Source organism: Streptomyces sp. NPDC040718 (assembly GCF_055593565.1).
The window spans coordinates 244,412-270,775 of sequence record NZ_JBVIXO010000009.1 but is presented as its reverse complement, the minus strand read 5'-3'; the positions used below and the strand labels follow the sequence as shown (position 1 = coordinate 270,775).

Annotated in this window: 18 protein-coding genes and 3 pseudogenes; 11 read left to right on the top strand and 10 right to left on the bottom strand. The window is 73.4% G+C overall.

Annotation, left to right across the window (positions count from 1 at the left end):
* Positions 1–18 precede the first annotated feature (18 nt).
* From ACZ597_RS23510 to ACZ597_RS23495, 4 genes are all read left to right on the top strand, one after another.
* Positions 19–1,032, top strand: a complete 1,014-nt coding sequence (locus ACZ597_RS23510; protein ID WP_471333313.1) for a Gfo/Idh/MocA family protein — start codon at positions 19–21, stop codon at positions 1,030–1,032.
* A gap of 238 nt (positions 1,033–1,270) precedes the next feature.
* The gene (locus tag ACZ597_RS23505) at positions 1,271–1,471 is read left to right on the top strand and encodes a helix-turn-helix transcriptional regulator (protein WP_042800909.1); all 201 of its coding nucleotides are present in this window, start codon (positions 1,271–1,273) and stop codon (positions 1,469–1,471) included.
* A 291-nt stretch (positions 1,472–1,762) separates the two neighbouring features.
* Positions 1,763–1,987, top strand: coding sequence for a heavy-metal-associated domain-containing protein (locus ACZ597_RS23500; RefSeq protein ID WP_470977867.1), 225 nt, complete (start codon positions 1,763–1,765; stop codon positions 1,985–1,987).
* 94 nt (positions 1,988–2,081) lie between these two features.
* The gene (locus tag ACZ597_RS23495; protein ID WP_471333309.1) at positions 2,082–4,373 is read left to right on the top strand and encodes a heavy metal translocating P-type ATPase; all 2,292 of its coding nucleotides are present in this window, start codon (positions 2,082–2,084) and stop codon (positions 4,371–4,373) included.
* A 356-nt stretch (positions 4,374–4,729) separates the two neighbouring features.
* On the opposite strand, the gene ACZ597_RS23490 is transcribed toward ACZ597_RS23495, so the two are convergent.
* Both ACZ597_RS23490 and recD2 read right to left on the bottom strand, forming a co-directional pair.
* Complete coding sequence (locus tag ACZ597_RS23490; protein ID WP_136216460.1) at positions 4,730–6,019, bottom strand: citrate synthase; 1,290 nt, start codon at positions 6,017–6,019, stop codon at positions 4,730–4,732.
* Between the two features lie 183 nt (positions 6,020–6,202).
* Positions 6,203–8,449 carry an SF1B family DNA helicase RecD2 gene (gene recD2 / locus ACZ597_RS23485; protein ID WP_471333306.1) on the bottom strand — a complete coding sequence of 749 codons (2,247 nt, stop codon included), beginning with the start codon at positions 8,447–8,449 and terminating at the stop codon, positions 6,203–6,205.
* A 308-nt stretch (positions 8,450–8,757) separates the two neighbouring features.
* Here recD2 and ACZ597_RS23480 point away from each other — a divergent pair, with 308 nt between their 5' ends.
* Positions 8,758–9,270 (top strand): DUF937 domain-containing protein, encoded by a 513-nt coding sequence (locus ACZ597_RS23480; RefSeq protein WP_471333304.1) that lies wholly within the window; start codon positions 8,758–8,760, stop codon positions 9,268–9,270.
* Between the two features lie 60 nt (positions 9,271–9,330).
* Positions 9,331–9,828, top strand: a pseudogene (locus ACZ597_RS23475) (GNAT family N-acetyltransferase); the annotation flags it as partial.
* Here ACZ597_RS23475 and ACZ597_RS23470 read toward each other — a convergent pair.
* On the bottom strand, positions 9,779–10,705 hold the full coding sequence (locus ACZ597_RS23470; protein ID WP_471333302.1) for an EamA family transporter: 927 nt from the start codon (positions 10,703–10,705) through the stop codon (positions 9,779–9,781). The pseudogene ACZ597_RS23475 and the gene ACZ597_RS23470 overlap by 50 nt on opposite strands.
* 82 nt (positions 10,706–10,787) lie before the next feature.
* Between ACZ597_RS23470 and ACZ597_RS23465 the strand changes: the two genes are divergently transcribed.
* Together ACZ597_RS23465 and ACZ597_RS23460 are read left to right on the top strand one after the other, a co-directional pair.
* Entirely contained in the window at positions 10,788–11,699 is a 912-nt protein-coding gene (locus tag ACZ597_RS23465) for a LysR family transcriptional regulator (RefSeq protein ID WP_471333300.1), read from the top strand.
* Between the two features lie 66 nt (positions 11,700–11,765).
* Positions 11,766–13,586, top strand: a complete 1,821-nt coding sequence (locus ACZ597_RS23460) for a glycoside hydrolase family 3 protein (protein ID WP_471333297.1) — start codon at positions 11,766–11,768, stop codon at positions 13,584–13,586.
* A 38-nt stretch (positions 13,587–13,624) separates the two neighbouring features.
* Here the strand turns inward: ACZ597_RS23460 and ACZ597_RS23455 are convergent, their stop codons facing one another.
* Both ACZ597_RS23455 and ACZ597_RS23450 read right to left on the bottom strand, forming a co-directional pair.
* On the bottom strand, positions 13,625–15,100 hold the full coding sequence (locus tag ACZ597_RS23455) for an aminopeptidase (RefSeq protein ID WP_471333295.1): 1,476 nt from the start codon (positions 15,098–15,100) through the stop codon (positions 13,625–13,627).
* An 85-nt stretch (positions 15,101–15,185) separates the two neighbouring features.
* Positions 15,186–15,551 carry a hypothetical protein gene (locus tag ACZ597_RS23450; protein ID WP_471333293.1) on the bottom strand — a complete coding sequence of 122 codons (366 nt, stop codon included), beginning with the start codon at positions 15,549–15,551 and terminating at the stop codon, positions 15,186–15,188.
* Positions 15,552–15,705: 154 nt separating this feature from the next.
* Between ACZ597_RS23450 and ACZ597_RS23445 the strand changes: the two genes are divergently transcribed.
* Positions 15,706–16,260 carry an EF-hand domain-containing protein gene (locus tag ACZ597_RS23445; RefSeq protein WP_362461690.1) on the top strand — a complete coding sequence of 185 codons (555 nt, stop codon included), beginning with the start codon at positions 15,706–15,708 and terminating at the stop codon, positions 16,258–16,260.
* Positions 16,261–16,302: 42 nt separating this feature from the next.
* Here the strand turns inward: ACZ597_RS23445 and ACZ597_RS23440 are convergent, their stop codons facing one another.
* Positions 16,303–20,073, bottom strand: a complete 3,771-nt coding sequence (locus ACZ597_RS23440; RefSeq protein ID WP_471333291.1) for an ABC transporter ATP-binding protein — start codon at positions 20,071–20,073, stop codon at positions 16,303–16,305.
* A gap of 250 nt (positions 20,074–20,323) precedes the next feature.
* Between ACZ597_RS23440 and ACZ597_RS23435 the strand changes: the two genes are divergently transcribed.
* A complete protein-coding gene (locus ACZ597_RS23435) occupies positions 20,324–21,424 on the top strand; it encodes an alpha/beta hydrolase (protein ID WP_471333289.1) in 1,101 nt (366 codons plus the stop codon).
* A 57-nt stretch (positions 21,425–21,481) separates the two neighbouring features.
* On the opposite strand, the pseudogene ACZ597_RS23430 reads toward ACZ597_RS23435, so the two are convergent.
* From ACZ597_RS23430 to speB, 3 genes and pseudogenes are all read right to left on the bottom strand, one after another.
* Positions 21,482–21,685 (bottom strand): annotated as a pseudogene (locus ACZ597_RS23430) (PIN domain-containing protein); the annotation flags it as partial.
* A gap of 25 nt (positions 21,686–21,710) precedes the next feature.
* Complete coding sequence (locus ACZ597_RS23425) at positions 21,711–23,396, bottom strand: thiamine pyrophosphate-binding protein (RefSeq protein WP_471333287.1); 1,686 nt, start codon at positions 23,394–23,396, stop codon at positions 21,711–21,713.
* Positions 23,397–23,463: 67 nt separating this feature from the next.
* Positions 23,464–24,426, bottom strand: coding sequence for an agmatinase (speB, locus tag ACZ597_RS23420; RefSeq protein ID WP_007264163.1), 963 nt, complete (start codon positions 24,424–24,426; stop codon positions 23,464–23,466).
* A gap of 116 nt (positions 24,427–24,542) precedes the next feature.
* On the opposite strand from speB, the gene ACZ597_RS23415 reads away from it, so the two are divergent.
* The gene (locus tag ACZ597_RS23415) at positions 24,543–26,063 is read left to right on the top strand and encodes a PucR family transcriptional regulator (RefSeq protein ID WP_471333284.1); all 1,521 of its coding nucleotides are present in this window, start codon (positions 24,543–24,545) and stop codon (positions 26,061–26,063) included.
* A gap of 30 nt (positions 26,064–26,093) precedes the next feature.
* On the opposite strand, the pseudogene ACZ597_RS23410 reads toward ACZ597_RS23415, so the two are convergent.
* A pseudogene (locus ACZ597_RS23410) lies at positions 26,094–26,321 on the bottom strand (serine hydrolase); the annotation flags it as partial.
* Between the last annotated feature and the right edge of the window lie 43 nt (positions 26,322–26,364).

Genomic DNA, 26,364 nt, shown 5'->3' with positions numbered 1-26,364 from the left:
GAACCTCCGAGGAGAGACATGAGCACGCTGGGCATCGCCGTCATCGGCACCGGGAAGATGGGCGCCGACCACGTCCGCCGGATCGGCGACACGGTCGGCGGGGCGCGGGTGGTGGCCGTGGCCGACCCGGACGGGGACCGGGTCAAGGAGGTGGCGGCGGGCCTGGACGGGGCGGGGGCGTACACCGACCCGGCGGCGGCCATGGCGGCGCCCGGGGTGGACGCCGTACTGATCGCCTCGCCGGGACCGGCCCATGAGGAAGCGATTCTGCACGCCCTGGAGCGGGAGTTGCCGGTGCTCTGCGAGAAGCCGCTGACCCCGGATCCGGAGGGGGCCCTGCGGGTGCTGGAGGCGGAGCGCAGGCTCGGACGGCGGCTGGTGCAGGTGGGATTCATGCGGCGGTTCGACGCGGAGTACGAGCGGCTCAAGGAGCTGCTGGACGCGGGCGGGATCGGCCGGCCGCTCTTCCTGCACTGCCGCCACCGCAACGCCGCCTCGCCGTCCTTCTTCACCAGCGACATGCTGATCAGCGACTCGGTGGTGCACGAGGTGGACGCGGCCCGCTGGCTGCTGGGCCAGGAGGTGACCGCGGTGACCGTACTCTCCCCCACGCCGTCCTCGGCCGCGCCGGAGGGGCTGCGGGATCCGCGGCTGGTGCTGCTGGAGACCTCGGGCGGGGCGGTCGTCGACGTGGAGATCTTCGTCAACTGCGGTTTCGGCTACCAGGTGCAGTGCGAGGCGGTCGGCGAGTCGGGCAGCGCCCGGATCGGCGACGGGCACGCGATGGTGGTCCAGTCGGGCGGCCGCTGGGGCGGGGAGATCACCCAGGACTTCACCACGCGCTTCGCCGACGCCTACGACCGCCAGGTGCGGCGCTGGGTGGCGGCGGCGGCGCGGGGGCGGGTGGACGGCCCCGACGCCTGGGACGGGTACGCGGCCGCCGCCGTGTCGGAGGCCGGGCTGGCGGCCGCGCGCAGCGGCGTGCGGACCGAGGTGCGGCTGGCGGAACGGCCGGGGCTGTACGCCCGCTGAGGCCGCCTCCTGCTGCCGCCGCGGCCGGCTCGTGTGTCACGCCCGTCACGGGAGTCGCGGCCGTGTCACGTTTGTCCGTACTACGCGGGCTTTCCGTCACAGGGAGTCCACAAACACTCCCCCGCGCTCACCGAGCGTCGTTCTCCGGGCACAACCCGAGTGATCGTCAGTGTCCACGCGCCGGCTCCCCCGACGGCCTCCCGGCCGGCCCCGCGCCGTGGACCAGGAGGTGGCGTGGATGAGCGACCGACAGCTGTGGTCCTACAAGGAGATCGCCGCCCATATCCGGGTCCAGCCGGACACCGTGCGTTCCTACCGCAAGCACGGGCTGCTGCCCGCCCCCGACCACGTGGAGGGCGGCAAGCCCTACTGGTACGCCGACACCATCCGGACCTGGGTGTCGCGCCGCCCCGGCAACCGCGGCCGCCGCGAGGAGTGATCCGGCGGTACGGGGACGGGGCCGGTCACCAGGACCCCTCCCCGGCGCCCGGCCCGAGGGCGAGTGCGGCCGGCCCGGCCCGGACCGACCGGCGCAAGGCGAGCAGGGGCGCGAGCACCGCGACGGCCATGATGAGGGGTGAGCGTCACGGAATGGGCCGCGTGCGCCATTTGCGTACGGTTTGACGGCCCCGGCCACCGGAGCTCCGCTCAAGCTCCGCCCCATGAACGCTCAATACCCCCTAGGGGTATAGACTGAGACGAGAGACATTCCCCGACAGAGGAGAACGACATGACCGCCGTGACGGTAACCGTGTACAAGGTCACCGGGATGACCTGCGGGCACTGCGAGGGTGCCGTGACCGCCGAGCTCACCGCCCTCCCCGGCGTGACCTCGGTCAAGGCCGTCGCCGCCACCGGCGAGGTCACCGTCGAGTCCCAGGCCCCGCTCTCCGAGGCCGACGTGCGCGCCGCCGTGGACGAGGCCGGGTACGAGCTCGCCGGCGTGGCGGCCTGAGCCCCCGCGCCCCTCGCCGACGCGGCACCCGCCGGGCCGTACCCGCCAGCCCATACTGGACCGTACGGCCCGGCCATCCCCCTGGAGCGGGAACATGAGCAGCAGCACAGTGCACGACGGGCCCACGGCGGACGCCGCCGCCTCCGAGGTGGAGCTGACGATCGGCGGGATGACCTGCGCCTCCTGCGCGGCCCGCATCGAGAAGAAGCTCAACCGGATGGACGGCGTCAGCGCCACGGTGAACTACGCCACCGAGAAGGCCCGGGTCTCCTACGGCGGGGCGGTCCAGGTGGCCGACCTGATCGCGACGGTGGTCAGGACGGGCTACACCGCCGAGGAGCCCCCGCCGCCGAGGCCCGAACCGGAAGCGGAGCCCGGGGCCGGCGCCGCCGTACGCGACCCCGAGCTCGCCGCGCTCCGGCAGCGGCTGCTGGTGTCCGCCGCCCTGGCCCTGCCGGTGGTCCTGCTCTCGATGGTGCCCGCCCTCCAGTTCGACAACTGGCAGTGGCTCTGCCTCACCCTCGCCTCGCCCGTGGCGGTCTGGGGCGCCCTGCCCTTCCACCGGGCCGCCTGGACCAACCTCCGGCACGGCGCCGCGACCATGGACACCCTGGTCTCGGTCGGCACGCTCGCCGCCTACGCCTGGTCCCTGTGGGCGCTGTTCTTCGGCCACGCCGGAATGCCCGGCATGCGGCACGGCTTCGACCTCACCGCCGGGCGGACCGACGGCTCCTCCGCCCTCTACCTGGAGGTCGCGGCGGGCGTCGTGACCTTCATCCTGCTCGGCCGCTATCTGGAGGCCCGCTCCAAGCGGAAGGCCGGCGCGGCGCTGCGGGCGCTGATGGAGCTGGGCGCGAAGGACGTGGCCGTGCTGCGCGACGGCCGCGAGGTGCGGATCCCGGTCGGGGCACTCGCGGTCGGCGACCGCTTCGTGGTCCGCCCCGGGGAGAAGATCGCCACCGACGGCGCGGTCGTCGAGGGCTCGTCCGCCGTGGACGTCTCCATGCTGACCGGCGAGTCCGTCCCGGTCGACGTCACCGCCGGGGACGCCGTCACCGGCGCCACCGTCAACACCTCCGGCCGGCTGGTCGTGGAGGCCACCCGGATCGGGGCGGACACCCAGCTCGCCCGGATGGCCGGGCTGGTCGAGGAGGCCCAGAACGGCAAGGCCGAGGTACAGCGGCTCGCCGACCGGATCTCGGCCGTGTTCGTGCCCGTCGTCCTGCTGCTGGCGCTCGGCACCTGGGTCACCTGGCTGCTGATCACCGACGACCCCACCGCCGCGTTCACCGCCGCCGTGGCCGTCCTGATCATCGCCTGCCCCTGCGCCCTGGGCCTGGCCACGCCGACCGCCCTGATGGTCGGCACCGGCCGGGGCGCGCAGCTGGGCATCCTGATCAAGGGCCCGGAGGTGCTGGAGTCCACCCGGCGCGTGGACACCGTCGTGCTCGACAAGACCGGGACGGTCACCACCGGCCGGATGACCCTCGCCGGGGTGCACGCCGCCGAGGGCGTGGACGAGAAGGAACTGCTGCGGCTCGCGGGCTCGCTGGAGCACGCCTCCGAGCACCCCGTCGCCCGTGCCGTGGCCGCCGGCGCCGCCGAGGCGGCCGGGGAACCGCCGGCGACCGCCTCCTTCGAGGCCCCCTCGTCCTTCGAAAGCGTGGCCGGGCTGGGCGTGCGGGGCGTCGTCGAGGGGCGCGAGGTCCTGGTGGGGCGCGAGCGGCTGCTCGCGGACCGGGGCATCGTCCTGCCCGCCCCGCTCGCCGCCGCCAAGGCCGAAGCCGAGGCCACCGGCGCGACGGCGGTGCTGGTCGCCTGGGACGGCGCGGCCCGCGGGGTCCTGACCGTGGCCGACGCCGTCAAGGAGACCAGCGCCGAGGCCGTGGCCCGGCTGCGCGCGCTCGGTCTGACGCCGGTGCTGCTGACCGGCGACAACAAGGCCGTGGCCGAGACGGTGGCCCGCGAGGTCGGCATCGGCGAGGTGATCGCCGAGGTGCTGCCGCAGGACAAGGTGGACGTGGTCCGCCGGCTCCAGGCCGAGGGCCGTACGGTCGCCATGGTGGGCGACGGGGTCAACGACGCGGCCGCGCTCGCCCAGGCGGACCTGGGCCTGGCCATGGGCACCGGCACGGACGCGGCCATCGAGGCCGGCGACCTGACCCTCGTACGCGGGGACCTGCGGGTGGCGGCGGACGCGATCAGGCTCTCCCGGCGGACCCTGGCCACCATCAAGGGCAACCTGTTCTGGGCCTTCGGCTACAACGTGGCGGCGCTTCCGCTGGCCGCCGCGGGACTGCTCAACCCGATGATCGCGGGGGCCGCGATGGCCTTCTCGTCGGTCTTCGTGGTGACCAACAGCCTACGGCTGCGCTCGTTCCGCTAGTGGATCTCCTCCTCGCCTCCTCCACAGATCCTTCACTGGAGACGCAGATCACAGTGATGGCAACGTAACCATCCGGGGTCGGCACAGGTCTAATGGGGCGATGCCGAAAACGTCTTGGGGGACGTTTCACGGAGGCCCTTGGGGGGGCGTCCGGGCATCCGCCGGCCGGGACGCGTGCCCTCGGGAAGCTTTGAGCGGCCCTCCCGACCCGAACGGGTCCCGGCACACACCGACGCCCCGGCGCGGGTCCCGTGGGGGGAATCCGCTGCCGGGGAAAAGGGAAGCGCCCCGACCGTCGACCCGTGGGGGGATCGACGGCGGGGCGCTTTCCGTATGACCGGTGCGGCCCGGAAGGCCTAGCGGGCCTCGACCGGGACGAAGTCGCGCAGGACCTCGCCGGTGTAGATCTGGCGCGGGCGGCCGATGCGGGAGCCGGGCTCCTTGATCATCTCGTGCCACTGGGCGATCCAGCCGGGAAGGCGGCCGAGCGCGAAGAGCACGGTGAACATCTCGGTCGGGAAGCCCATGGCCCGGTAGATCAGACCGGTGTAGAAGTCCACGTTCGGGTAGAGGTTGCGGGCGACGAAGTACTCGTCGGCCAGCGCGTGCTCTTCCAGCTTCAGCGCGATGTCCAGCAGCTCGTCGCTCTTGCCGAGCGCCGAGAGGACGTCGTGCGCCGCAGCCTTGATGATCTTCGCCCGGGGGTCGAAGCTCTTGTAGACGCGGTGCCCGAAGCCCATCAGGCGGACGCCGTCCTCCTTGTTCTTCACCTTGCGGATGAAGGCGTCGACGTCGCCGCCGTCGTTCTTGATGCCTTCCAGCATCTCCAGGACGGACTGGTTGGCGCCACCGTGCAGCGGGCCCCACAGGGCCGAGATGCCGGCGGAGATCGAGGCGAACATGTTCGCCTGCGAGGAGCCGACCAGGCGCACGGTGGAGGTCGAGCAGTTCTGCTCGTGGTCCGCGTGCAGGATCAGCAGCTTGTCGAGCGCGGAGACCACGACCGGGTCCAGGTCGTACTCCTGGGCCGGCACGGAGAAGGTCATGCGCAGGAAGTTCTCGACGTAGCCGAGGTCGTTGCGCGGGTAGACCACCGGGTGGCCGACCGACTTCTTGTACGCGTACGCGGCGATCGTCGGGAGCTTGGCCAGCAGACGGATCGTCGAGAGGTGGCGCTGCTTCTCGTCGAACGGGTTGTGGCTGTCCTGGTAGAACGTCGACAGCGCGCTGACCACGGACGACAGCATGGCCATCGGGTGGGCGTCGCGCGGGAAGCCGTCGTAGAACCGCTTCACGTCCTCGTGCAGCAGCGTGTGCTGGGTGATCTCGTTGCGGAACGACGCGAGCTGGTCGACCGTCGGCAGCTCACCGTTGATCAGCAGGTAGGCGACCTCGATGAAGGTCGAGCGCTCCGCCAGCTGCTCGATCGGGTAGCCGCGGTAACGCAGGATGCCCTGCTCACCGTCGAGGTAGGTGATCGCCGACTTGTAGGCGGCGGTGTTGCCGTAGCCACTGTCCAGCGTGACGAGCCCGGTCTGGGCCCGGAGCTTCGAGATGTCGAAGCCCTGGTCACCGACGGTGCTTTCGACCACCGGGTAGGTGTATTCACCGTCCGCGTACCGGAGTACTACAGAGTTGTCGCTCACGTCATCCCTCACCGACGTAGTGCCTCTTCTTCGAGGTGCCCTGACTGCCTCTACCTTCCCCCATTTGGCGCAGGAGAGTGCACTCGGGGTCGGCCTTTGGTCTTTTTGACGGCACTGAGTGCCGTCAACCTGCTCATCCTGCCCCCTCCGCGCCGGTTGCCGGAACCCCAAATGATCGATCATCTAGGTGATGTTTCCCACCGAGACCCGGCCGGCGAGCCGTGCGGCGACCGCCGTGTACCTCCTGCCTGCGGAAACGGTACGCACCGCCTGCCCGAGGGCCTTGCGGGACCCGACCAGTACGACCAGTTTCTTCGCCCTGGTCACGGCCGTGTAGAGCAGATTCCGCTGGAGCATCATCCAAGCCCCGGTGGTGACGGGGATCACGACCGCCGGATATTCACTCCCCTGGGAACGGTGGATGGTGACGGCGTACGCGTGCGCCAGCTCGTCCAGCTCCGCGAACTCGTACCCCACTTCCTCGTCCTCCTCTGTACGGACCGTCAAGCGCTGCTCGTCCACGTCCAGAGCGGTGACCACGCCGACGGTGCCGTTGAAGACGCCGTTGGCGCCCTTCTCGTAGTTGTTGCGGATCTGCGTGACCTTGTCGCCCACCCGGAAGACCCGGCCGCCGAACCGCTTCTCGGGCAGGTCCGGCCGGGCCGGGGTGATCGCCTGCTGGAGCAGGCCGTTGAGGTTCCCGGCGCCGGCCGGGCCCCGGTGCATGGGGGCCAGCACCTGGACGTCCCGGCGCGGGTCGAGCCCGAACCTGGCCGGGATCCGGCGGGCGGCCACGTCCACGGCGAGGACCCCGGCCGCCTCCGTGTCCTCCTCCGGGAAGAGGAAGAAGTCCGGCAGGCCGTCGGTGATGGGCTGCACCCCGGTGTTGATGCGGTGCGCGTTGGTGACCACGCCCGACTGCTGGGCCTGGCGGAAGATCCGGGTCAGCCGGACGGCGGGAACCGGCCCGCCCTCCGCCAGCAGGTCCCGCAGCACCTCGCCGGCGCCGACCGAGGGGAGCTGGTCCACATCGCCGACCAGCAGCAGGTGCGCTCCCGGCGCCACCGCCTTGACCAGCTTGTTGGCGAGCAGCAGGTCCAGCATCGAGGCCTCGTCGACCACGACCAGGTCGGCGTCCAGCGGCCGGTCCCGGTCGTACGCCGCGTCCCCGCCGGGCTTGAGCTCCAGCAGCCGGTGCACGGTGGAGGCCTCGGCACCGGTCAGCTCGGACAGCCGCTTCGCCGCGCGGCCGGTGGGGGCGGCGAGCACCACCTTGGCCTTCTTGGCCCGGGCCAGCTCCACGATCGAGCGCACGGTGAAGGACTTCCCGCAGCCGGGCCCGCCGGTGAGCACCGCCACCCGGCGGGTGAGGGCCAGCTTGACGGCGTCCCGCTGCTCGGGGGCGAGGCTGGCGCCGGTGCGGCCGGCGAGCCAGCCGAGGGCCTTGTCCCAGTCCACGTCCCGGAAGCCGGGCATCCGGTCCTCCTCGGCGTTCAGCAGCCGCCGGACCTGGCCGACCAGCGACAGCTCCGCCCGGTGGAAGGGGACCAGGTACACCGCGGTGAGGGGGTCCGGGCCGCCCTGGGGGTCGGGCACGGGCTCCCGTACGACGCCCTCCGGATCGGCGGCGAGCTCGGCCAGGCACTCGATGACCAGCCCGGTGTCCACCTGGAGCAGCTTGACCCCGTCGGCGATGAGGCGCTCCTCGGGGAGGAAGCAGTGCCCCTGGTCGGTGGACTGGGACAGGGCGTACTGGAGGCCGGCCTTGACCCGCTCGGGGCTGTCGTGCGGGATGCCGACCGCCTGGGCGATGCGGTCGGCGGTGAGGAAGCCGATGCCCCAGACGTCGGCGGCGAGCCGGTACGGCCGGTTGTTCACCACCGAGATGGAGGCGTCCCCGTACTTCTTGTAGATGCGGACCGCGATGGAGGTGGAGACGCCGACGCCCTGGAGGAAGACCATGACCTCCTTGATGGCCTTCTGCTCCTCCCAGGCGGCGCCGATCAGCTTCGTCCGCTTGGGGCCGAGGCCGGGGACCTCGATCAGCCGCTTGGGCTCGCCCTCGATGACGTCGAGGGTGTCGAGGCCGAAGTGCTCGACGATGCGGTCGGCGATCCTCGGGCCGATGCCCTTGATGAGGCCGGAGCCGAGGTAGCGGCGGATGCCCTGGATGGTGGCGGGCAGGATCGTCGAGTAGTTCTCGACGCTGAACTGTCTGCCGTACTGCGGGTGCGAGCCCCAGCGGCCCTCCATGCGCAGGGATTCGCCGGGCTGCGCGCCGAGCAGCGAGCCGACGACGGTCAGCAGGTCTCCCGCGCCGCGGCCGGTGTCGACCCGGGCGACCGTGTAGCCGCTCTCCTCGTTGGCGTAGGTGATGCGCTCCAGCACCCCCTCGACCACCGCCAGTTGCACCGCCCCGTTGTTCCCCATGGCAAGAAGCTACAGCCCGCCGCCGACAGGGCGCCGGGGCCTGTGGACGACGGCCGCGGGACCGGCGGCCTCCGGGGGGAAACGAAAGGGGGTCCGGCCTCGCGGCCGGACCCCCTCACGGTTACCCCTCCCTCGTCGGACTTCCCGATCCCCCCGGATCCCCACCCGGAAGTCCCGACGCAACATACGACCCGCGTCCGGCCCGGAGGGTTGCATGCGGAATCACAGCTTTACCTTTCCGTTACATTCAGCCACCCCGGGAGCACTCCGAGGTGCCGTGAAATCGCCCCACAAGTAGCGTTTCCGGCATGAGCGACTCTTCCTTCGAGGACGACGTACTGGGCGAGCTCGGCGACGACAAGCTGAACGAGATCGCCTCCCTGCTCGGCACCGACGCCAACGGCGCCCGCGAGGCCGTCTCCGAAACCGTCGGGGCCATGACCGGCGGCCTCCAGGAGAAGGCCGACGCCGATGACGACGAGGTCCGCCAGGCCTTCGCGGAGGTGTCCCAGGCCCCCCTCCAGGGCGTGGCCACCCTCGGCGGCGGCCTCGGCGGCCTGCTCGGCAGCGGGATGATGGCCGGGGTGCTCGCCAAGGTGAGCAAGCCCGTGGCCGAGGCCGTCTCGAAGCGGACCGGCATTCCCGCCGCGACCGTCATGCGCGTCATCGAGCTGCTGATCCCGGTGCTGATGGCCGTCTTCGCCAAGCGCGCCGCCGGCAAGGGCGCGGGCGCCCCCACCGCCGGCGCCCCGGGGGCGGCACCGGCCGGCGGCGGCCTCGGAGACCTGCTGGGCCAGATCCTGGGCGGCGGCAAGAAGTAGCCCCGCCCGGCCGCCCGCCCCGCGCTATCCTCGGCAGCCATGGAGACTTCCGGCGCGGCGGTGCGGCTGCGGGATCCCGGGCCCGGCGAGCTGGGCTGGATCGTGCAGCGCCACGGCGCGCTCTACGCCGCCGAGTACGGCTGGAACCAGGAGTTCGAGGGCCTGGTGGCCCGGATCGTCGCGGAGTTCGCCGAGGACCACGACCCCCATCTGGAGCGGGTCTGGATCGCCGAGCACGCGGGCGCGCCGGTCGGCTCGGTGATGTGCGTCCGCGAGGACGGCTCGCCCGGCACCGCCCGGCTGCGGCTGCTGCTCGTCGAGCCCGCCGGGCGCGGACTCGGGGTGGGCACCCTGCTGGTCGGCACCGTCGTCGCCTTCGCCCGTTCGGCGGGCTACCGCGAGCTGGTGCTGTGGACCAACGACGTGCTGGCCTCGGCCCGTTCCCTGTACGAGCGGGCCGGCTTCACCCTGGTCGCGGAGCGCCCGCACCGCTCGTACGGGGTCTCCCTCACGGGGCAGGACTGGCGGCTGCCGCTGCGCGGGGACTCCCCGAGCTGACGGGGCCCGTACGCCCCTTCGCACGCGCGGGGGCCAGCGAGGTCAGGGCCACGCCGCCGACGAGCAGCACCGCCGCCGCCCAGCGCGGCCCGGAGATCCCCTCGCCGAGCACCAGTGCGGCCGAGGACATCCCGAACACCGGCACCAGCAGCGAGAACGGCGCAACGGCCGAGGCCGGGTAGCGGCGCAGCAGGTAGCCCCAGGCGCCGAAGCCGAACACGGTGGACACCCAGGCGACGTAGCCGATGACGGCCACCCCGGACCAGTCCAGGGCGCGCAGCGCGGCCAGGTCCCGTTCGGGCCCCTCCAGCAGCAGCGAGAGCGCGAACAGCGGGACCACCGGGACGGTGCACACCCAGACCATGAAGTTCAGCGCGTCGGGCGGGGCCGCCCTGCGGGTGAGCACGTTGGACACGCCCCAGCAGGCGGCGGCCGCGACGACGAGGACGAAGCCGGTGACGGGCCCGGACAGGCCCCGGTCCACGGCGGCCACCGCGATCCCGGCCAGCGCCACGGCCATGCCCAGCAGCCGCACCGGGCCGGGCCGCTCGCGCAGTACGACCGCGGCCAGGGCGGCGGTGAAGACGGCCTGGACCTGGAGCACGAGCGAGGACAGCCCGGCCGGCATCCCGGCGGCCATCCCCGTGAACAGCAGCCCGAACTTGGCGATGCCGAGGGCGGCCCCGACCCCGAGGATCCACTTCCAGGCGACCTTGGGGCGCCCCACGAAGAACACGGCGGGCAGCGCGGCGACGAGGAAGCGCAGCGCGGACAGGAGCAGCGGCGGGAAGTGGCCGAGTCCGATCTCGATGACGACGAAGTTGAACCCCCAGACGGCGGCGACGAGTACGGCGAGTGCGGTGTGTACGGGACGCATGCTCCGAGCATCGGCGCCCGGACCATGTAGCACCAGCGCGGATCCCTACCGGGATGGATGAAGCAGTGCTTACGATTGGTGGATGCTCGACCTCTCCCGGCTGCGCGCCCTGCACGCCGTCTCCGTCCACGGTTCGGTCGCGGGCGCGGCGGCCGCACTCGGCTACACCCCCTCCGCGGTCTCGCAGCAGATCGCCAAGCTGGAGCGGGAGACCCGCACGACGCTGCTGGAGCGGCGCGGGCGCGGGGTCGCGCTCACCGAGGAGGCCCGGCACCTGGCCGACACCGCCCATGAGCTGCTGGCGATCGTGGAGCGGGCCGAGACCACCCTTGAGGAGCGGCGCGGGCGGCCGAGCGGGCTGCTGACGGTGGCCGCCTTCGCCTCGGCGGCGCGCGGGCTGCTGCCGGGGGTGCTGGCCGACCTGGCGGGCCGCCATCCGGCGCTGGACGTACGCCTGACGGAGGTGGACCCCCACCTGTCGGTGGACCTGGTCGCCCGGGGCGTCACCGACCTGGCCGTGGCCCACGACTGGGACATCGCCCCGCTGCCCGCCCCCGAGGGCGTGGAGCAGGCGGTCATCGGCGACGACCCCTGCGACCTGGTGGTCCCGGCCGGACACCCCTTCACCACCCGGCGGGTGGTGCGCCGGACGGACCTCGGGGGCCAGCGGTGGGTGTGCCAGCCGCCCGGGCGGGTGTGCCACGACTGGCTGGTGCGGACCATGCGCACGGCCGGGTTCGAGCCCGACATCGTGCACACCGCCGAGGAGAACCACACGATCGTCGCGCTGGTCGCGGCCGGTCTCGGGGTCGCGGTCGTGCCCCGGCTGGGCACGGGCGCGCTGCCGCCGGGCGCGGTGGCCGTGGCGCTGGAGCCGGGTCCGGTACGCAGGCTGTACGCCCTGTGGCGGACGGGAGCGTCCCGCCGGCCCGCGATCACCGAGACCGTACGCACCCTCCAGGAGCACTGGGCGGCGGCCCGGGAGCGCCCTTAGGCCCTAACGGGCCATTCCCGAGTGTCCGTCAGGCATGGCGCGGGGTACGGCAGTAGGGTCCCACGGGTGCCGAACCACGCCTCCCGCCGGGCTCTGCTCGCCGCCGCCGCCATGGCCGCCGTCACGGCCGCCGGAGCCGCCGGGGCCGCCTCCACGGCCTCCACCGCCGCGCCCCGGACCCCGGACGACTCCCGCGCCCCCGCCGGGCCGCCGGGCCGCACGCCGGACCGGGAGCGGCTGCGGGCGCAGGTCTCCGGGCTCGGGCTGCCCGAGCTGGTGGGGCAGCTGTTCGTGTCCCGGGCCTACGGGCATTCGGCGACGGACCCCGATCCGGCGGACGCCGAGCTGAACCTGAAGCACTTCGGGGTGCGCACCGCCGCCGAGCTGGTGGCCCGCTACCACCTGGGCGGGGTCGTCTACTTCGCGTGGGCCCACAACACCCGTGCCCCGCACCAGATCGCCGCCCTGTCCAACGGGCTCCAGCGGGCCGCCGCGGACTCGGGGGCGGGGATCCCGCTGCTGCTGTCGGTGGACCAGGAGCACGGGGCCGTCGCCAGGATCGGCCGGCCCGCGACCCTGCTGCCCGGGGCGATGGCGCTCGGCGCGGCGGGTTCCGCCGAGGGGGCCCGCCGGGCCGCCCGCGTGGCGGGGACGGAGCTGGCGGCGCTGGGCATCCGGCAGGACTGGGCCCCGGTGGCCGACGTGAACGTCAATCCGGCCAACCCGGTGATCGGCGTGCGCTCCTTCGGCTCCGACCCGGCCGCCGTCGCCGCCCTGGCCGCGGCCCAGGTGCGCGGCTACCAGGGGGCGGGGGTGGCGGCCGCGGCGAAGCACTTCCCGGGCCACGGGGACACCGAGACGGACAGCCACGTCGGGCTGCCGGTGATGCGGCACACCCGCGCCCAGTGGGAGGAGCTGGACGCGCCGCCGTTCCGGGCGGCGGTGCGCGCGGGCGTGGACGTGATCATGACGGCGCACATCGTCTTCCCCGCGCTCGACCCCTCGGGGGACCCGGCCACCCTCTCGCGGCCCATCGTGACGGGCCTGCTGCGCGAACAGCTGGGCTTCCGCGGGGTGGTGGTCACCGACGCCCTCGACATGGCCGGGGTCCGGCAGAAGTACGGGGACGACCGGGTGCCGGTGCTGGCCCTGAAGGCGGGCTGCGACCTGCTGCTGAACGCGCCCGACCTGGGGCTGGCCCAGCGCAGCGTGCTGGCGGCGGTGGAGTCGGGCGAGCTGGCGCGCGGCCGGGTCGAGGAGTCGGTGCTGCGGATCCTGGAGCTGAAGGCCCGCCGGGGCCTGTTCGCGGACCCGTACACCTCGGACGCGGCGGTGGACGCGGCGGTGGGGACGGGCGGGCACCTGGCGGCCGCCGACGCCGTCGCGGCGGGTACGACGACCCTGCTGGCCAATCCGCGCGGGCTGCTGCCGCTGGACGCGTCGGCCGGGCCGCGGCTGCTGGTCACCGGGACCGACCCGGTCTCCCCCACGGGCACCACGGGCCCCCCGACGACGGTCCTGGCGCGGGAGCTGACCGCCCTGGGGTGCCGGGCGCAGGCGCTCCCGTCCGAGCGTGCGGCGGCGGCCGCCCCGGGGCACGCGGCGGTGCTGGTGTGCACGTACAACGTCCCGGAGGGGGAGAGTCCGCAGCGCACGCTGGTGGCGGAGCTGGTCGCGACGGGCGTTCCGGTGGTGCTGGTGGCGGTCCGCAACCCGTACGACCCGGCACGGCTGCCCACATGCGCGGCCGAGGTGGCCACGTACACGTGGACGGACGTGGAGATGCGGGCGGCGGCCCGGGTGCTGACGGGCGCGAGCCGGCCGTCGGGCCGGCTCCCGGTGCCCGTCCCGGGCCGCTACCCGCTGGGCCACGGGCTGTCGTACTGAGGCGCTCGCACCCCGGTACGGCAGCCCGTCGGGGACCCTTACCGGCGCAGCGAGTCGCGGCGCAGGTCGGTCTGGTCGAGCACCGGGTCCGGCGCGGCGAGCGGCGCCGCCGTCCGCGGGGCGGCCCCGTCCGTGCGGAACACGTCGGCGGCGGGGGCCACTCCGGCCCACTGGAGGATCCGCGCGGTCGCGAGGGCCTTCTCGCCGTCCTGGAGCTTGGCGACGTTGGCCCCGTGGTTGGCGCCCGGAGCGGTCATCACGTAGCTGTCGCGCACCCCGTACCCGAGGTGGAAGGGCTCGGCGCCCCACGGGTCGTTCTGCCCGTACACGAACAGCATCTGGTCGGCGTTGTTGCGGACCCAGGTGTCCACGTCCGCCATGGCCGCCGGCCGGAAGGTCATCGGGATGTCGCGCGGCACGAAGTTGCGCGGCGGCTGGTAGCCGTACCGGCTCAGGCCCTTGAGGTGCGGCTGCTTGATGTCGGGCGAACCGAGCTGCGTACCGGCCTGGTAGTAGTACGGCGTGTACGTCTCCAGGCCCTGGTCGGCGTAGGCCGAGAAGCCGGAGATCGTGTCGACCGTGTCCCAGATCTGCTGGTCGGTGGCGGTCTTGGCGTCCGGGATGGTGGCGCAGTCGGCGAGCAGGCTGTACTGCCAGAAGGCCCAGGTGTAGTCGAGGACCACGGCCTCGAAGGCCTTGTCGAGGCTGCCGACGGTGTTGAAGGTCCAGCCGTTCTCGGCGGCGGCGGCCTTGTACTTGGCCTCCAGCGGCTCGCGGCGGATCAGGGCCTCGCGCTGGACGTTGTTCAGCTTGTCGCGGCACTCCTTGGTGCCGACCTTGTTGAAGAACCGGTCGTAGGCCGAGTCCTCCTTGTTGACGACGTCGTTGGGCGCCACGTAGGCGACGACACCGTCCATGTCGCGCGGGTAGAAGCGCTCGAAGTACGTCGCCGTCATGCCGCCCTTGCTGGCGCCCGTGGAGAGCCAGTTCTTGGGGTAGAGCTTCTTCAGGGCGGTGAAGAGGCGGTGCTGGTCGCTGGCGGCCTGCCAGATGTCGAGCTTCGACCAGTCCGCCGGGTCGGGGCGGGACGGGTTGAAGAATCGATACTCCATGGACAGCTGGTTGCCGTCGATTATGGTCGTCGGCTCCGCGCGGCGCGGGTTGGTGTTGACGTTGTAGCCCGAGGTGAAGAACACCGTGGGCCGGGAGACGTCCTTGTGCAGCAGGGTGACGCGCTGCTTGAAGGTGCCCTTCCACGGCTGCCGGTGGTCGACCGGCTGCTCGTAGTTCAGTACGAAGAATCTGTAGCCGGGGTACGGCTTCTCCTCGATCAGGCTCATGCCCGGGATCGCGAGGATCTGGTCCTTGATGTCCGCTGCGGAGCCCTGTCCGGCGGTGGCCTGCGCTGCGGCGGCCGGCTCTGCGGCGGTGGCCGTCTGAGCCGTGAAACCGGCCGTGCCCATGGTGCCGATCAGCACCGCGACGGGCAGCACCCGGCCAAGCGTCTTGCGCATTCACCCTCCCCTTGAGTTCACTGTGGTCGCCCGTGAACCTAGCGGGGTCAACGCTCCCGTGAACAGTCCCAGTTGGGACGCTGCATCAGCACAGGATCCAGCCAGATTCGACGGATCCGGCCGCCACCTCACCCCTTACATACACACACCGGTTGATCGCGCCCACGGTGACGGGGCCCGCGTACCGGGCGAATTGCCCCGCATCGCCCACCGGGACCCCGCCGCGCGGCTGAACGCTCACCGCCATGTGGCGGCGCTCCCCCGGCCGCAGGGCGACGGTCATCGCGCAGACCTGGGTGCGGCCCTTGTACACCCGCACCTCGGCACCGGGCAGCGGCATGGACCTGACCAGCTGCCCTTCGCAGCCTCCGGTCGCCGCCGACGCGGCCGGCGCCGCGAGGACGCCCCCGACCGCGAGCCACAGCGCACCCCCGGACACTCCCAGGGACACGACCCGCCCCCGCCACTTGCGGCCCTGCCTCATCCTGACCCCCCGATCGGTCGTACGTAACACGCACTCACGTACGACGCTCAGTCGCCCCGGAAGGTTGCACTACCCTGGGCGATCGACCGAACGCACACCGTAGCCGTGAAAGGCAGCCGACATGACGACCGATCTGCTCGACCGCAAGCTGGAGCGCGCGTTCGCGCACCTGGACGCCGACGACAACGGGGTGATCGACGAGAAGGACATGATCGCGCTCGGGTCGCGGCTGCTGACGGCCCTGTCGGAGCCCGCCGACTCCCCCAAGGCGACCGAGGTGTTCCGCGGGCTCACCGACTTCTGGGTGGACCTCTTCAACGAGCTCGGCGTCGGCCAGGACCAGAAGCTGACCCCCGTGCAGTACCGGGACGGCATGACCCGCCTGTACAAGGACGGAGGCCCCGCCTACGAGAAGTCCTTCCGGCCGATGATGAAGGCGATCCTCACGGTCGTCGACACCAACGGCGACGGGCACATCAGCCCCGAGGAGTTCCACAAGGCGCAGCTGGCCTTCGACACCCGGCTGGAGCCCGCCGACGCGGACACCCTCTTCGCGAAGATCGACAAGAACCACGACGGCTACCTGTCGGTGGACGAGCTGCTCGACGCCGTGCGCGAGTACTACACCGGTGACGACGAGGACGCCCCCGGGAACCTGCTCTTCGGCGAGCTCTGATCCCGGGGGCGCCCCTGTGACGGCGGCCGCGCGGCGGGCCGGCTACGCCGCCGCGGCCGGCTTGTCCTCGCCGGCGAAGGTCCGCCACAGCACCGCGTACCGCCCGCCGCGGGCCAGCAGTTCCGCGTGGGTGCCGTCCTCGACGACCCGGCCCCGGTCCATGACCACCACCCGGTCGGCCCGGGCGGCGGTGGTCAGCCGGTGGGCCACCACGAGGGTGGTGCGCTTGCCCGCGAGGCGCTCGGTGGCCCGGTTGACCTGCGCCTCGGTGGCCAGGTCCAGGGCCGCGGTGGCCTCGTCGAGCAGCAGCACGTCCGGGTCGACCAGCTCGGCCCGGGCCAGCGCGATCAGCTGGCGCTGGCCGGCCGAGAGGTTGCGGCCGCGCTCGGCGACGGAGTGCAGGTAGCCGCCGTCCAGGGTGGCGATCATGTCGTGGGCGCCGACCGCGCGGGCGGCGGCCTCCACCTCGGCGTCGCTCGCCCCGGGCCGGCCGTAGGCGATGGCGTCGCGGACCGTCCCCGGGAAGAGGTACGGCTCCTGGGGGACGACCCCGAGCCGGTGGCGGTACGCCGTCAGGTCCAGCTCCCGCAGGTCGGTGCCGTCGGCGGTGACCCGGCCGGCGGTCGGGTCGTAGAACCGGGCCACCATCTTGACCAGGGTGGACTTGCCGGCGCCGGTCTCGCCGACGAAGGCGACGGTCTGCCCGGCGGGTATCCGCAGGCTGATCCCGGCCAGCGCCTCGCCCTTCGCGCCGCGCTCCTCGGCGGTGCCGTACCGGAAGCGCACGCCCTCGAAGGCGATCTCGCCGCGCAGCGCGGTGACCTCGCGGGGGTCGGCCGGGCGGGGTGTGGTGGTGGGCTCGCGCAGCAGGTCCTGGATCCGGCCGAGGGAGACGGTGGCCTGCTGGTACCCGTCGAACACCTGGGAGAGCTGCTGGACCGGGGCGAAGAACAGGTCGATGTAGAGCAGGTACGCCACCAGCGCGCCGGTGGTGAGGGTGGCCGCCTCGACCCGGCCCGCGCCGACGATCAGCACGGCCGCCGCCGCGCCCGAGGACAGCAGTTGCACGAACGGGAAGTAGACCGAGATCAGCCACTGGCCGCGCACCCGCGCCTCGCGGTACGAGTCGCTGCGCTCGGCGAACCGGGCCCGGCCCGCGTCCTGCCGGCGGAAGGCCTGCACCAGCCGGACCCCGGCCACGGACTCCTGGAGGTCGGCGTTGACCAGGCTGACCCGGTCGCGCGCCAGCTCGTACGCGGCCACCGACTTGCGGCGGAACACGATCGTGCCGATGACCAGCACGGGCAGGGTGGCGAAGACGATCAGGGCGAGCCCGACGTCGAGGACGAGCAGGGCGATCAGGATGCCGAAGAAGGTCAGGACGGAGACGACGGCGGTGACGAGCCCGGTCTGCAGGAAGCTCGACAGGGAGTCCACGTCGGTGGTCATCCGGGTCATGATCTTGCCGGTGAGTTCGCGCTCGTAGTAGTCCAGGCCGAGGCGCTGGAGCTGCGCGAAGATCTTGACGCGCAGGGAGTAGAGGACGCGCTCGCCGGTGCGCCCGGTCATCCGGGTCTCGGCGAACTGCGCGGCCCACTGCCCGAGGACCACCGCGAGGGCGAGCAGGGACGCCGCCCACACCGCGCCGAGGGCGGCCTGCTCCACGCCCTGGTCGATGCCGTGCCGGATCAGGACGGGCAGCAGCAGCCCGGAGCCCGCGTCGAGGGCGACCAGGCCGAGGCTGACGGCGAGCGGGGTCCAGAAGCCGGTCAGCAGCCTGCGCAGGCCGTAGCTCTCCTCGGCGGCCGCGGAGCGGGCCTCGTCCACGCCCGGCTCGTCGTCGGCGGGCGGCAGCGCGGCCACCTGCGCCAGCAGTTCGGGGGTGGCGCCCGGCGCCGGGTCGGCCTCGGCCCGGTCCTGGCGTCGCCACAGCTCGGGGGTGACCCCGTCGGCGACGCGCCGCTTGGCGCTCACCTGCTCGGAGTCGATCTCCGCTTCGAGCTCGATGTCCTTCTCCAGGTCCCGCTCGAACTCCGCCATGGACGGCGCGTCCGGGGTGCGCGGCGAGTGCGCGCCGAGGACCTCGGGGTCGGTGAGCAGCCGCCGGTACAGCGCCGAGCGGTGCTCCAGCTCCTCGTGCGTGCCGATGTCGGCGAGCCGCCCGTGCTCCAGTACGGCGATCCGGTCGGCGAGCGCGAGGGTGGAGCGGCGGTGGGCGATCAGCAGGGTGGTGCGGCCGGCCATGACGGCCCGCAGCGCCTCGTGGATCTCGTGCTCGACGCGGGCGTCGACGGCCGAGGTGGCGTCGTCCAGGAGGAGCAGGCGGGGGTCGGTGAGGATGGCGCGGGCGAGCGCGACGCGCTGGCGCTGGCCGCCGGAGAGGGTGAGGCCCTGCTCTCCGACCTTGGTGTCGTAGCCGTCGGGGAGGGCCTCGATGAAGCCTTCGGCCTGGGCGGCGCGGGAGGCGGCGCGGATCTCGTCCTCGGAGGCGCCGGGACGTCCGTAGGCGATGTTGGCGCGGAGGGTGTCGGAGAAGAGGAAGGAGTCCTCGGGCACCAGGCCGATGGAGCCGCGCAGGGAGTCGTAGGTCAGCTCGCGCACGTCGTGGCCGCCGACGCGGACGGTGCCGTGGTCGGCGTCGTAGAAGCGCGGCAGGAGCAGGGAGACGGTGGACTTGCCGCTGCCGGAGGCGCCGACGAGGGCGACGGTCTCGCCCTCGGCCAGGGCCAGCGAGAAGCCGTCGAGGACGGGGCGGCCGGGCTCGTACCCGAAGCGGACGTCCTCGAACTCGACGGTGGCGGGCGCGTCGGCGGGGAGCTCCACCGTCCCCTCGCGGATCTCGGGCTCGGTGTCGATGAGCTCGAAGACCCGCTCCGCGCCGGCGCGGGCCTGCTGGCCGACGGTGAGGACCATGGCGAGCATGCGGACGGGGCCGACGAGCTGGGCGAGGTAGGTGGAGAAGGCGACGAAGGTGCCGAGGGTGACCTGTCCCCGGGTGGCCATCCAGCCGCCGAGGGCCAGCATGGCGACCTGCGCGAGGGCGGGGACGGCCTGGAGGGCGGGGGTGTAGCGGGAGTTCAGGCGGATGGCGCGCATCCGCCCGCCGAAGAGCCTGCGGCCGGCCTCGCGGAGCTTGCCGGTCTCCTGCTCCTCCTGCCCGAAGCCCTTGACGACGCGGACGCCGGTCACCGCCCCGTCGACGACGGTGGCGACGGCCGCGGCCTGCTGCTGGGCGTACCAGGTGGCGGGGAAGAGCTTCTTGCGGCTGCGCTTGGCGATGAACCAGAGGGCGGGGGCCATCAGCAGCGCGACGAGGGTCAGCAGCGGGGACAGCCACAGCATGACGCCGAGGGATATCCCGAAGAGGAGGAAGTTCCCGATGGTCATGGGCAGCATGAACAGCAGGCCCTGGATCAGCTGGAGGTCGCTCGTCGCCCGGCCGACGACCTGTCCGGTGGACAGCTCGTCCTGCCGGCGCCCGTCGAGGCGGGCGATGGTGTCGTACATGTCGGTGCGCAGGTCGTGCTGTACGTCGAGGGCGAGGCGCCCGCCGTAGTACCTGCGTATGTAGGTCAGTACGTAGACCAGCAGGGCGGCGCCTATGAGCATGCCGGCCCAGGGCCCCATGGGCCTGCTCTCGTCGCCGATGACGTCGTCGATGATGACCCGGGTGACGAGGGGGACGACCGCCATGACGGCCATGCCCGCCAGCGAGGACCCGAGCGCGAGGAGCACGTTGGCCTTGTACCGCCAGGTGTAGGCGGCCAGCCGCCTGCCCCAGCCCTGTTTCTCCCCAGCCTGCGCCGCCGTCACGTGATTGCCTCCCCGTCGGTCCTGTCCTGCCGCCTCCCCCAACGCCCCCACCGGCGGATTTCATCCCACCGCAACAATCGCACCGGTGTCCGGGGAGCGCCCGGGGGCCTGGCCCGATCAGGGGACCGCCGCCCGCTCGACCGCCGCTGGAACGGGGCCGGGCCGGGGAACCTCCGTGCCCCGGAGGCGCTCTAGCCGGGTGCGCACCGGTTGGCGGTGCTCCGGGTGTATTGGAAGGGTTCGCGCGTTCATGGGTCTGACGAGTGGCACGCTCCTGGCGGGTGCCGTGCTGTGCACGGCACTGGCGTTCGCGGCGACGGTGTGGCGGTGGCCGCGGCTGGCGGGAGGTGGCCGGGGGCCGGCCCTGGGGCGCGTCGGGCTGCTGCTCCTGGTCCAGGTGTTCCTGTTCGCCTCGGTCGCGCTCGCCGCGAACCGCAGCTTCCTGATCTACGGCTCGTGGGAGGACCTGACCGCCGGAGCGCCGCGCCAGGAGGTCGTGCCGGGCGGGGCGGCCGTGCAGGTGCTGGGGCGGCAGGCACCGGACGTCCCGGGCGGGCGCGACCCCCGTTCGGGCGGGGTGATCGAGAAGGTGACCCTGCACGGCGAGCGGTCGGGGGTGGCGGCCCAGGCGTACGTGTACCTGCCGCCGGAGTACTTCCAGAAGGGCGCCGAGCAGCGCAGGTTCCCGGCGGCGGTGGTCCTGACGGGCTACCCGGGCACGGCGGAGAACCTGCTGAAGGGGCTGCGGTACCCGAAGACGGCCTGGGCGCAGGCGAAGCAGAAGAAGACGCAGCCGATGGTCCTGGTGATGATGCGGCCCGTGGTCGGCCCGACCAACAGCCAGTGCGTCGACGTCCCGGGTGGCGGCCCGCGGAGCGAGACCTTCTTCGGCACGGACGTCCCCAGGACCCTCGCGAGCCACTACCGGGTGGGCACCGCCGCCCGGAACTGGGCGATCATCGGCGATTCGACGGGCGGCTACTGCGCCCTGAAGATGACCCTCCAGCATCCGGAGACGTACGCGGCCGGGGTCGGCCTCTCGGCGGACTACAAACCGGAGGTCGACGCGGACTCCGGCGACCTCTTCCACGGCGACAAGGACGAGGAGAAGCGTTCCGACCTGCTGTGGCACCTGGCCAACCGGCCCCAGCCGAAGGCGTCGTTCCTGGTGACCACCTCGCTCCAGGGCGAGAGCAACCTCCGGGCGACCCAGCAGTTCGTCAAGGCCGTGAAGGACCCGGCCCGCGTCTCGTCGATCACCCTCGACCGGGGCGGCCACAACTTCAACACCTGGAACCGCGAGATCCCCCCGGCCCTGGAATGGACCAGCGCCCGCCTCAGCGCGGAGTGACGGACCCGGGCCGGGCCCGAGGGAGTGCCGGCCTGGGCGGCCCGGGCCGACCGCCCAGCGGGTGGGCTGGCCCGTTGCCCGCGCGATCGTGTCGAAGTCCTTGTCGCAGTGCAGCAGCGTGAGGCCGGTGAGTTCGGCGGTCGCCGCGACGAGCAGGTCGACCGGGCCGGCACTGCGGTGCTCACCCCTGTCGGTGAGCAGCCGCTGGACCGCGCGGGCACGGATGTGGACGCCGTCGGGCGTGGGCGTCCGGTTGAAGAGCTCGCCCAGCAGCGCTTCAACGGGTTCAGACGTGCGTCGGCGCGAACATCTTGAGGGTGGCGGGGAGGACCAGGACCGAGGGGCCCGGGGTCTTGAGGGCGCGGGCGAGGTCCTCGCGGAGGGTGTCGGGCGTGGTGGTCGACGCCGGCACGCCGAAGGAGGCCGCCAGGGCGGTGAAGTCCGGGCGGGTCAGCTCCGTGGCCGTCGTACGGCCGTCGAAGGAGGCCGTCATGTACTCGCGGAGGATGCCGTAGCCCCCGTCGTCCACGATCAGCCAGGTGACGTCCAGGTCGTGTTCCTTCGCGGTGGCGAGCTCCGAGAGGGAGTACATGGCCCCGCCGTCGCCGGAGACGGCGAGGACCGGGGTGCCGGGCTCGGCGACCGCCGCGCCCAGGGCCGCCGGGAAGGCGTATCCGAGGCCGCCCGCGCCCTGCGCCGAGTGCATGGTGTTCGGGTGCTTCGCGTCGAAGGCGGACCAGGCCCAGTAGGACAGGATCGTCATGTCCCAGAAGGACGGGGAGCGGGGCGGGAGGGCCTGCCTGATGGAGGCCAGGAGCTCGCGTTCGAGGGTGACGTCCTGCGGGGCGAGGCGGTCCTCGATCGCGGCGAGCAGCGCGCGGACCCGCTCGGGGGCCTCTTCGTCCTCGCGGGGTTCGACCGTCTCCAGGAGTGCCTGGAGGGCGAGGCGGGCGTCGGCGTGGATGCCGAGGGCGGGGTGGTTGGACTCCAGCTTGCCGAGGTCCGCCTCGATCTGCACGACCCGGCCCGTGGGGAAGAACGTGTGGTAGTTCGAGGACAGCTCGCCGAGCCCGGAGCCGACCACCAGGAGGACGTCCGCGTCCTCCAGGAAGTCCGTCGTGTGGCGGTCCTCCAGCCAGGACCGCAGCGACAGCGGGTGCGTCCAGGGGAAGGCGCCCTTGCCGCCGAAGGTGGTGACCACGGGGGCGTTCAGGCGCTCCGCGAGCTGCCTGAGCTTGCCGGCGGCGTCGGCGCGGACCACCCCGCCGCCCGCGATGATCACGGGGCGGGAGGCCTTGGAGAGCCAGTGCGCGGCCAGCGCGGTGAGCTCCGGCCGCGGGGCGAGCTCGTGCGGGGTCGCGTCCATGCCGGTGACCTGCGGGATCAGCGTCTCGGCGCGGAGCACGTCCTCGGGGATCTCCACCCAGACCGGGCCGTGCGGGGCGGTGAGCGCCGACTCCCAGGCCTCGGCGACCACGGAGGGGACCTGGGAGGGGGTGCGGGCGGTGTGGACGGACTTCACCACGTCGCGGAAGGAGGCCGACTGGTCCCGCAGCTCGTGCAGGTGGCCCCGACGGCCCCCGCCCAGGCCCGCCGTGGGGACCTGGGAGGAGATCGCGACGACGGGCGCGGACGCGGCCGCCGCCTCCGCGAGGGCGGGCAGGGACATCAGCGCCCCGGGCCCGGTGGAGAGCAGCAGCGGCACCGCCTCGCCCGTGAGGCGGCCGTAGGCGTCGGCGGCGAAGCCCGCGTTGTTCTCCGTGCGCAGGGTGACCAGGCGCAGGTCGGAGCGGCCGACGGCGTCGAAGAGGCCCAGTGCGTGCTGGCCGGGCAGGCCGAAGACGGTGGTCGCGCCGAGGCCGCGCAGCGTCTCCACGACCAGGTCCCCGCCCGTGCGGCCCGGCGGCGGCGCCAGGGCGGCCGCCGTCTGGGCCTCGGTGGGACGGAGTACCAGGTCGTGGTCGTGCGTCACGGGTGTGTGGTGCCCTTCGTGCTCGGCTGCTGCTCGCTGTGCCCCGTCTTCGCCACCGTGCCGGGGGTCAGCCCTGGCGGGAGGCCGCGATCTGACGGCTCATGATCGTGGTCAGCTCGTACGCGGTGTGCGAGGCCGCGACCGAGGTGATCTCCGCGTGATCGTACGCCGGGGCGACCTCGACGACGTCGGCCGAAACCAGGTTGCAGGAGGACAGGCCGCGGATGATCTCCAGCAGCTCGCGGGAGGTCATGCCGCCCGCCTCCGGCGTGCCGGTGCCGGGCGCGTGGGCCGGGTCGAGCACGTCGATGTCGATGGAGATGTACAGCGGGCGGTCGCCGATGCGCTGGCGCAGCTGGTCGGCGACCTCGTCGGCGCCGCGGCGGTAGACGTCCGCGGAGGTGACGATGCCGAAGCCCATCTTGGCGTCGTCGTCGAGGTCCTGCTTGCCGTACAGCGGGCCGCGGGTGCCGACGTGCGAGAGCGCCTCGGTGTCGAGGATGCCCTCTTCGACGGCGCGGCGGAACGGGGTGCCGTGGGTGTACTCGGCGCCGAAGTAGGTGTCCCAGGTGTCGAGGTGGGCGTCGAAGTGGAGCAGGGCCACCGGGCCGTGCTTCTTCGCGACCGAGCGCAGCAGGGGCAGGGCGATGGTGTGGTCGCCGCCGAGGGTCATCAGGCGGGAGCCGTTGCCGAGGAGCTCGTCGGCGGCGGCCTCGACCGTCTCGACGGCCTCGTTGATGTTGAAGGGGTTCACCGCGATGTCACCGGCGTCCGCGACCTGCGCGAGGGCGAAGGGGGAGGCGTCCTGGGCCGGGTTGTACGGGCGCAGCAGGCGGGAGGCCTCGCGGATGGCGTTGCCGCCGAAGCGGGCGCCGGGGCGGTAGGAGACGCCGGAGTCGAAGGGCACGCCGACGACGGCGACGTCGGCGGAGCCGACCTCGTCGAGGCGCGGCAGGCGGGCGAAGGTCGCCGGGCCCGCGTAGCGCGGGATGCGGGAGGAGTCGACGGGGCCGCGCGGCTGCGTGCTCATGGGGGGTGCCCTTCTGGTGGTCCTGCTGGTGCGGTCCTTCGAGCGTAAGGGTGCCGCGAGAGGGTGGGGAGAGTACGTTTCATCCATCTGACAGCATCGCGATGTACGGAGTATCCATGCCCGACGCCCCGGTCCCCCCGAACCCCGGCAGCGCGCCGGCGGCGGCGCCCGCCGGGGAGCCGCTGACGCCGCCCGTGGGGCTCGCGGAGCTGCTCGGTGAGCGGGGGCTGGGGCTGCGGCACCTCGCGGGGCCGGCGGCGGCGGAGGTGCACGGGGTGCACGCCTCCGAGATGGCGGACCCGTCCCCGTACCTGCTGGGCGGCGAGCTGCTGCTGACGGCCGGGGCCGCGCTGACGGAGGACGGGGCCGAGGCGTACGTCGGCGGGCTCGCCCGAGCCGGAGCCGCCGCGCTGGGTTTCGGCGTGACCCCGGTGCACGAGGTGGTGCCGCCCGGTCTGGCCGAGGCGTGCGAACGGTACGGCCTCCCGCTCGTCGAGGTCCCGCCCGGGACCCCGTTCACGGCGGTCGCCCGCAGCGTCGGGCGGCTGATGGCGGAGGCGCGCACGCGGGAGCTGCGCCGGGTCGCGGAGGCGCAGCAGGCCCTGGCGGCGGCCGCGGCCCGCCCGGACCCGGTCCCGGCGGTGCTGTCCCGGCTGGCGGCGAGCCTGGGCGGCTGGGCCGCGCTGCTCGACCCGGGCAGCGCCGGCGCGGGGACCGGGGGCCCGCCCCGGGTCGCGGAGACGGCCGGGGCCGGTCCCGGCGCGGACGTGGTCGACGCCGTGGCGGCGCTGGCCCGCCGGGTGGCTCCGGGGGCCGCCGCCACCGGCACCGACGCGCTCGGCGCCGCGAGCCTGGCCGCGTACGCCGTGGGCGGCGGGCGGGTGCTGGCCCTGGCCACCCCGGGACGGACCCCGGGCGACCACACCATCGCCTCCATCGCCGCCGTACTGCTGGCCCTGGTCACCGCGGAGCGCCCCGCCGGAACGGAGGCGGCGGCCCTGACCCGGCTGCTGCTGGACGGGGATCCGGCCGGGGCGCTGGCCCCCGGACCCTGGTACGCGGTCCACGCCCGGGGCGGCGGCGACCCTGGGGCCCTCGCCGCCGCGCTGGGCACCGTACTGCTGGACCCGCGGGGGGACGGCGTACGGCTGCTCACCGACCGCGAGCCCGGCCCGCAGCCCGGCTGGCGGCTCGGGGTCAGCGCCCCGGCCGCACCCGGCGCCCTGGCCACCGCCGCGGCGCAGGCCCGCCGCGCCCTCGCCCGCGCGGAGGCGGCGCGGACCCCGCTGTCCCGGCACACGGACCCCGGCTTCGCGGGGCTGGTCGGCGAGGCCGAGGCGCGGGCCCACGCCGAGGCCCTGCTGGAGCCCCTCTCCGCCGCCCTGCGGGACACCCTGCGCGGCTGGCTGGCCCACCACGGCAGCTGGGACCGCAGCGCGGCGGCCCTCGGCGTGCACCGCAACACGGTCCGCCAGCGCGTCGCCCGCTGCGCGGCGCTGCTGGACCGGGACCTCGACGACCCGGACACCCGGATGGAGCTGTGGTTCGCGCTGCGCCTGTCCGGAGGGGACGGCGAGGGGGTGCCAGGCCGTGGCTTTCGGACCGGGCCGGGCCCGCGCCGCCGGTTCAGCGGTTGAACGCGGCCGGGCCGAAACGCCGGACGGTCTTCATGCCGTCGCCGTCATGTTCCATGCGGTGACGTCCACCTGCTTGCCGCCCATCAGCTGGTACCCGCGGTCGTGCGGGCCGTGGACGCGCGGGTCGGCGCCCCTGGGGAAGGGGCTGCCGGTCATGCCGACCGGGCGGAAGATCCGGACCTCGGCCTGGTGGGCGTACGAGTCGCCGGCGACCTTCTCGACCAGCATGCCGAGGATCGTGCAGTTGGTGTTGTCGTACCGTCGGCCGGTGTGACCGACCCGCTATGGACAGGATCCACAA